This window comes from Leptospira yanagawae serovar Saopaulo str. Sao Paulo = ATCC 700523 (assembly GCF_000332475.2).
Lineage (GTDB): Bacteria > Spirochaetota > Leptospiria > Leptospirales > Leptospiraceae > Leptospira_A > Leptospira_A yanagawae.
Genome location: NZ_AOGX02000011.1, coordinates 1 through 7,189, shown reverse-complemented (window position 1 = coordinate 7,189; position 7,189 = coordinate 1). Strand labels below are relative to the sequence as shown.

5 protein-coding genes are annotated in these 7,189 nt (G+C 33.5%); all 5 read right to left on the bottom strand.

Annotation, left to right across the window (positions count from 1 at the left end; translation table 11 throughout):
* Positions 1 to 279: 279 nt before the first annotated feature.
* The 5 genes from LEP1GSC202_RS02465 to LEP1GSC202_RS02445 all read right to left on the bottom strand — a co-directional run bounded on the left by LEP1GSC202_RS02465 (position 280) and on the right by LEP1GSC202_RS02445 (position 6,042).
* Positions 280 to 996 (bottom strand): hypothetical protein, encoded by a 717-nt coding sequence (locus tag LEP1GSC202_RS02465; RefSeq protein WP_244147616.1) that lies wholly within the window; start codon positions 994 to 996, stop codon positions 280 to 282.
* A gap of 169 nt (positions 997 to 1,165) precedes the next feature.
* Positions 1,166 to 2,098: an LA_2444/LA_4059 family outer membrane protein gene (locus tag LEP1GSC202_RS02460; protein ID WP_015676098.1), complete on the bottom strand. Its 933-nt coding sequence runs from the start codon at positions 2,096 to 2,098 to the stop codon at positions 1,166 to 1,168.
* A 200-nt stretch (positions 2,099 to 2,298) separates the two neighbouring features.
* Positions 2,299 to 3,045 (bottom strand): hypothetical protein, encoded by a 747-nt coding sequence (locus tag LEP1GSC202_RS02455; protein ID WP_015676099.1) that lies wholly within the window; start codon positions 3,043 to 3,045, stop codon positions 2,299 to 2,301.
* A gap of 211 nt (positions 3,046 to 3,256) precedes the next feature.
* The gene (locus LEP1GSC202_RS02450) at positions 3,257 to 4,447 is read right to left on the bottom strand and encodes a hypothetical protein (RefSeq protein ID WP_039927979.1); all 1,191 of its coding nucleotides are present in this window, start codon (positions 4,445 to 4,447) and stop codon (positions 3,257 to 3,259) included.
* 728 nt (positions 4,448 to 5,175) lie between these two features.
* The gene (locus LEP1GSC202_RS02445) at positions 5,176 to 6,042 is read right to left on the bottom strand and encodes an AbiJ-NTD4 domain-containing protein (protein WP_015676096.1); all 867 of its coding nucleotides are present in this window, start codon (positions 6,040 to 6,042) and stop codon (positions 5,176 to 5,178) included.
* Positions 6,043 to 7,189: the final 1,147 nt, after the last annotated feature.

Here is a 7,189-nt window from a genome sequence, read left to right as displayed (position 1 = left end):
TGTTTTCCAAACTATTTGAATTTTTGCAATTTAGCAAAAGGAAAAGAATTAATATTTTTGTTATTTTTCTATTCATAATTATTTTATATCTATTGCGAATAACGAATAGACTTACCGAAGTTCCCCGACCCTGAGTCCCGGAAACGGGACGTTAGGGACTGGCATGTAGCTTGCGTAAGCAAGGCGAATGCCAGAAGGGGAATTTGCCGTAGGCCGAGCGAGGCCTTGTGCCGAAGCGTAGCGGTAAGTCGCTGTTATGCGTAGTAAACCTGATTAAAGTTAAATTTCAGCATGGTTATCAAAGTTAATTAATGAATGTTTAACAAGAATGCCCAAGTATCCATTTCCAATTAAAAATAAAGCATAAGGATATTGTTGTGGACCAGATAAAAATGCGTAAGAAAAACTGAACCAAAGAAGAGAGAAAGAGGTAGAATAATTAATTTCATTTTTACTTTCTAAAGTAAAATTAAGAATTAAAGAATCTCTATTCAAATCTAAAATATTACAATTAGTAATGTTTTCAATTCGATTTGAGAAAGTTGTTTCCTGAATACAGATTGTATTTAGCTTTTTAATTTTTTTATATTCCTTATCAATACCAAAATATACGTGGTGGAATGATAATATACTTCTATAATATGGAATCAAATCTTTTGAACTTAGAGAAATAAATCCAACGTATTTGCCTTTTGGAAGCGAAAGCGTAATAGAATTTGATTTAGGTTTTCCATCAAAGTAGAAAGTTGGGGAAAAGACATTCGGATTTTTATAAAAAGAGTCAATGTCTTGAATGTAAATTTCAAAATCAGTGTCAGATGGATTAAAATTATTTAAATTTATCTCTAATTTTACAAAATCGGTTTCGAATTGCTTTAGTGGCAGCTCACTTAATCTAGCAGCATTTCTCGATAAGCAATTGATTAACATAATTAAAGAGATCAAAATAATTTTATAAAAAAGATTCATATGTAAAATGATTGGTTTATTACGCATAACGAATAGACTTACCGAAGTTCCCCGACCCTGAGACCCGGAACGGGACGTTAGGGACTGGCATGTAGCTTGCGAACGCAAGGCGAATGCCAGAAGGGGAATTTGCCGTAGGCCGAGCGAGGGCTTGTCCCGATGCGTAGCGGTAAGTCGCTGTTATGCGACGTGACAATTAAAAGATGGTTGATGCGGAAATATAAAATCCTCTAATTATCTCTTTTCCATTTGATAATTTACTGTTTTGGTAACCAATGGAATTGTTAAAAGTAGAAAAAGAGTAAAAAGTATCATTTAAATCTTCATATCTAAAGTAAGCATAGTTATAATTATATCCAAAAGCAAGATTAAAGTTTTCAAGAAAATTATATTTTAAAGAAATATCAGCTTCAAAACCTCTAAAGATTCCTTTTGTTTTCCCATTTCCTTTTATGCTAGTAAAATCAGAAACAGCTCCAGAAGAGAAAAAATAGAGGTGTGAATCAAGATAGTAATAATCTCTTTTACCTTGTGTATGATACAAATCTAATCCAATATTTAGGGAAAGTTGTTTTGTAATGGGAATTTTGGATTTTAAGACAATTTGTGGACCTAAAGCAATGATTTTCTCTTCAGCAGTAAAATTATCAATTGAACTATTTCTAATCCTATCTATTTTTCTGATACCGCCACCTAAAGCAAAATATTCCTTTGAATCAGGTAAAAGATAAAAAAAGAAATTTAGTTTATAATCACTTCTTTCATTATATCTTAGATATTCTTTAAATCGAGAATACTGTGGAATATTGTTTCTAGTATAAACATAATCAATATCATAATTTGCTCTTTCCATTTGAATTTTAGAGAATTCAAATTCCAAACCATATCCCTTTTCTAGGTTTTTATAAGTGAAGAAAAAGGGATTAATTGTTTTATTATTGCTTTTTAAATCGTTCACTTTATATCCCCAAAGCGGAATAGCATCAGTTTTATCTCTGCTATATTCGAAGGGAATAAATTCTGCTCTTAGCACTTTTACTCCAGATTCAAAGGTAGGTTTAATCGACTGCGAAAAAATAGCAGAGTTTAAGAAGAGTAGGGTAAAGATTGTTTTTAATGTTTTTTTCATATTTTTAATTCAATTATTGTCATGTCGCATAACGAATAGACTTACCGAAGTTCCCCGACCCTGAGTCCCAACGGGACGTTAGGGACTGGCATGCAGCTTGCGTAAGCAAGGCGAATGCCAGAAGGGGAATTTGGCGTAGCCCGAGCGAGGCCTTGTGCCGAAGCGTAGCGGTAAGTCGCTGTTATGCGAAGTATTTTAAGTTACAATGCAATTCCTGCATAAACGGAAATCACAGAAAATTCTGAATTTCCTGTTTTGTAGGGATTACCTAAGTATAAATCTTGTCTGTATTTTTGTGGTAATCCATTAAAGTATACAGGATCAAAAGTGTAATGATCATTTATTTTGCCGGAGTTTATCACTCCGAATTCGAATTCAATTCCCAAAAGTATATTTTCAAAGAAATTGTCTCTGTAACCAACTCCAAATGTACCAAAATAACGGTGAGAAAAATTGGTAATTTTTGAGTAAGGCTGATATTCAACATTTTGTCCAATGTATAAAAATTTTGTTTGCTCCTTTGTGAATCCTTTTTCGAATCCCGCATTCAAACTACCGTAGAAGTTCTTGTAAAAAAAATATTGAGACCTAAGCATAAAATATTCTCCATATCGTGAAGATGAAAATTCGCCAACTTGTTCATATCCACTATAAGTGCTTGGGACAAACTGAATTTTTCTTTCAGAATGTTCTCCTATATTGTATGTAAATCCTACAAAAAAGTTATTAGTAATACCATAAAGAAAATTGATATCAAAGTCTTCCGATCTTTTTCTAAAAGGATACTCAGTATATCTATTTAAAGTATACAAAGCAGAATATAAATGGATCTTTTTTCTACTTAATTCATTCTCTTTTAACTCAATCGATTCTTCAGAAAAGATTTGGAATGGGATAAGAAGTATTAAGATAAATTGGCGAATGTTAATTTTCTTAATTTTTTGCATTTAGATATTTATCCTCATGAAATTTTAAAATATTTCGCATAACGAACAGACTTACCGAAGTTCCCCGACCCTGAGTCCCGGAAGCGGGACGTTAGGGACTGGCATGTAGCTTGCGTAAGCAAGGCGAATGCCAGAAGTGGAATTTGCCGTAGGCCGAGCGAGGCCTTGTGCCGAAGCGTAGCGGTAAGTCGCTGTTATGCGTAGTGCCATTTTAATCTTTTAAATTTTTTATTAAATATTGATTTACAAATTGATTTGGTTGCCAGCCTATTGCAAGTTTTTCAAATAGAAAACTATCTAAAAAGCTTAATGCTACTCCAGAGATAGTTCCTATTCCCGTTGGGAATGATGCTTCTAGAAATAAGCCACCTAAGGTAAAAAATCCCCAGCGGTAAATCTTGTTTGGCATTTTGTTAATTAGATTATCTTTTGAAATTTCTTTTAGATATTCCTGAAGTAAATCTTCGTTGTTATCAATATTCTCTAGCCATTTTTTAAATTTATTTGAATGTAAAATTGATTCGATTATTGAATTTATATCAATTTTCCCTTGATTGAATTCATCTCTTATTGTGTTAAATGATGGACTGATATACTTAATGAAATTTTCTTTCTTTTCCGCACTTTTTAAATATTTGTCTGTTAAATATTTTAACCTAACTTCAATTAGCATAGATTTTTGTGTTGTCGATACAATTTCACTTAAGTTGTTGGAAGCATGAAATAGGTCAGTTTCTACATCGAAAATATTTGTTAACAGATACGCAGGTGTTAATATGTTTTCTTTGTTGATACGACTTTTATTATATATTTTGTTTAGAGAATTGAAATCGAGTTTTGAATTTACAATAAAACCATTTTCTACTTGTTCGACTTTAAAATTTTCTATTTTTTCGTTTTCAAGTTCAGGAATCCAGTTCTTAAGGAGAAGTTGGACAGATTTATTTATGTAGCCTTCATCTGAAAATATGCTTTTTGCATTTGTTACGAAACCAGCATCAAAATTAAATTTTTTTATTTTTCCTTCGAAAGAGTTTGCAATTCTACGACCTCTGCCTTCTCTTCCGGTAATTTCGGTGCATATTTTTTTTAAATTTATATCAAGAGTATGCTGAGGTGAGCTGACAATAACTAGGTTATGAAGTTCAATACCAGCCTGGTTCTTGTTTGTACTAATTCCCGAGAGTGATTCTGAGAAGAGAATTTCTAACGTTTCAGAATCAATTAATTTGTTAATATTGTCAATGCCGAAAGTATTAAATAATTGTTTAAGTGAAATCCAGGAATTACATAATACAATAGTTTTGCGATAGAATAGCATAGATTCAAGGATTAATCCCATATCTAAGGGAAAATCCTTTTCTGAATTGGCAGATTCTCTAATGGTTATTTTTTCAAACATATCTTATGGCATTACGCATAACGAATAGGCTAACCGACGTAGGCTGACCCTGAGTCCCGGAAACGGGACGTTAGGGACTGGCGCGTAGTTTGCGCATGCAAACGAGTGCCAGAAAGCCTATGTGCCGTAGGCCGAGCGAGGGCTCGACCCGATGCGAAGTGGTTAGCCGCTGTTATACGCAGTGTCCAATGTGAGAAAATAAGGTGATTAGAAAACAATTTAGTCAAAATTTCGTTTTCTTTCATTTTTTTCTTCTTAAAGTTGATTTTTTAAATTTATTTAGAACTTTAAAAGGAAATCCTAGTCTCTAGTATTTAAAAATTGAGTCGCCGTACAAAGATAATTTCGCATTTAAGATAAAACCAAGAACTCTTCATTTCTTTCTTTAGTTCATCTTTTCTCTTAATTCTTATTTCTTAAGGTGAAAATTGTCATTAAAATTTTCTACTTAATCAAAGGAGCTGCGATAAAACGAATCTCGTAAATAAAAATGCGTTAATTCGAAAATATTAGCGTGAATTCTTACTAAGAGTCTCTTAATCACTTTTTGGATATTGCGTATAACGAACTAGACTTAACGACGTTCCTCGACCCTGAGTCCCGAAGGGACGTTAGGGACTGGCACGGAGTTTGCGTAGGCAAACGAGTGACAGAAGAGGAATGTGGCGTAGCCCGAGCGAGGGCTTGTCCCGAGGCGTAGCGTTAAGTCGCTGTTATACGCAGTTTTTTTATTTGGATATTAATTTTAAATAATTTATAAAGTTTGAGCAAGATATGAGCATAAATTTTGCTTCATTAAATGAAATTTCTTGATCACTTAAAAGCGAATGCCTGATTCCTTTTTCATCACTCGTATAGTTATATAATTTTTCCAAGGAAAGTTTCAAGGCCGGATGTATTCTGTATTTTTTCTCTATTAATGTTAGAGCATCGGAAAGAGTTGCTTTATCTTTTTTACTAATTATTTTACAAATGGCTTCTACTCCTGAAATAGATTCTTTTATACTATTTCTGTAATCAGGACTATTTCTTGAGAATAGCATTGAAATTGCTAAATCCATATGTTTTGATACAGCGCTATATTCAGATTCTAGAGTTTCATTTATTGATGATATTTCTAAATCGTTGGTTATGCTAGTTACATTAGAACCAATAATTCTAAATTGAATGTTTTCTTGTTCGAATGCATAATTTAAGTTTTCTACCAATTTTTTTATAAAAAACGGGTGATCTATTGTTTTTAATATTAATTCCAAGAAATCAAAGATCTCGAATAGATTTGAGTTAAAGAAATCTTTTCTCAAAATAGAGTAAAAATGACCCCAATCGTCGGGGAATTCATCAATGGGTTTTTGTAAGATTCTTATCCAATAGTATTTAAAATATTCTTTTGACCATCTATTGCGTCCGTCATAAAAGAAAGATTGTTGTTTTGAGTATCTCCCAGTATCTCTTTCAATTTCTTCCCAAAAATCTTCAAAAAGAATGCTCCAGATAACATTTTTAGATTCGTCTCTAATTGTATCTAATTGAATAGATTCATTCAACGTTTTCTTTTTTTCTCTGTACGAAAAGAGGTCTCTAATTTTTTTCATATTAATTGATTTTAAAAAATTGCGTATAACGAATAGGCTAACCGACGTAGGCTGACCCTGAGTCCCGTAAACGGGACGTTAGGGACTGGCGCGTAGTTTGCGTATGCAAACGAGTGCCAGAAAGCCTATGTGCCGTAGGCCGAGCGAGGGCCCGTCCCGAAGCGAAGTGGTTAGCCGCTGTTATACGCAGTATCCAATGTGGGAGATAAAAGTGATTAGAAAACAATTTATTCAATACTTCGTATTCTTTCATTTTTTTCTTTCTAAATTTTGTGTTTTCAAATTTTTATAGAATTATAAAAAAGAATCCTAATCACATTATGTAAAAAAAGAGTCGCCGTCCAAAAATAATTTCTTATTTAAGATAAAACCAAGAACTCTTCATTTCTTTCTTTTCTCTTAATTCTTATTTCTTAAAATGAAAATTTCGATTTAAACTTTATATTTAATCAAAGGAACTAAGATAGAACGTTTCAAATACAAAGGAAAATTGTAAAAAACAGTATAAACGAGATTACTTGAGAAGTATCTCTTAATCACTTTTTGGATATTGCGTATAACGAACTAGCTAACCAACGTAGGCTGACCCTGAGCCTCGAAGAGGCGTTAGGGGCTGGAACGACACTTGCGTAGGCAAGTGGAGTGCCAGAAGCCTATGTGGCGCAGCCCAAGCGAGGGCAAGTCCCGAAGCGAAGTGGTTAGCGGATGATAATTGCAGTTGGTTACGAATACAAAAGAATTGAAGTCGTTAGTAATATCCAATCAAGCGCAAATTTTTCTCTTATTTCTTAAAAAAGCAATAATCCTGTAACAGACGTAAATGGAGTAACACAGCCATGTATTTTATTCCGCTTTAATCGACATCAATCACATTCAAAAAAATTTGCGCGTCTTATTCTATTGATCAACCAATTGCAATTATCGAATAGACTTACCGAAGTTCCCCGACCTCGTATAGTCCCTGGAAGGGACGTTAGGGATTGGCACGAGGCTTGCGTAAGCAAGAGGAGTGACAAAAGCCTATGTGTCGCAGACCGAGCAAGGGCGGAGTCCCGCCGCGAAGTGGTTAGCGTCAGTTATGCGCAGTGTTTTAAGTTTTAAAATCAATGTTGTTTTAACAAATTTCTTAAAATTGGACCTGATTTAT